Source organism: Nocardioides sp. CPCC 206348 (genome assembly GCF_048654705.1).
In the GTDB taxonomy this organism is placed as follows: Bacteria; Actinomycetota; Actinomycetes; order Propionibacteriales; family Nocardioidaceae; genus Nocardioides.
Genome location: NZ_JBMCZA010000202.1, coordinates 87731 through 88036, shown reverse-complemented (window position 1 = coordinate 88036; position 306 = coordinate 87731). Strand labels below are relative to the sequence as shown.

The 306-nt window shown below is 71.6% G+C and carries 1 protein-coding gene; it reads left to right on the top strand.

Features of this window, described 5'->3' with window-relative positions; translation table 11 throughout:
• Window positions 1-306 (top strand): zinc-dependent metalloprotease (locus tag ACOADB_RS19975; RefSeq protein WP_378602503.1); only part of this gene is annotated, 306 nt, incomplete at both ends.

Here is a 306-nt window from a genome sequence, read left to right as displayed (position 1 = left end):
GTCACCGACTACGCCCGCGGCCTCGAGATCAACGCCCAGCAGATCCAGGACCGCGTCCAGGAGCAGCTGAGCGGGATCGACCCCACGAACCTCGAGTCGGTGCAGGGACTGCTCGAAGGTGGTCTCTTCGACCCGCCGCAGACCGACGCCCAGACCGCGGCCCTCTCCCGCCTGGAGATCGCGCTCGCCCTCGTCGAGGGCTGGGTCGACGAGGTCGTCGGCCAGGCCACCCACGAGCGGATGCCCGCGGCCACCAAGCTTCGTGAAGCCGTACGACGCCGCCGGGCTGCCGGTGGTCCCGCGGAG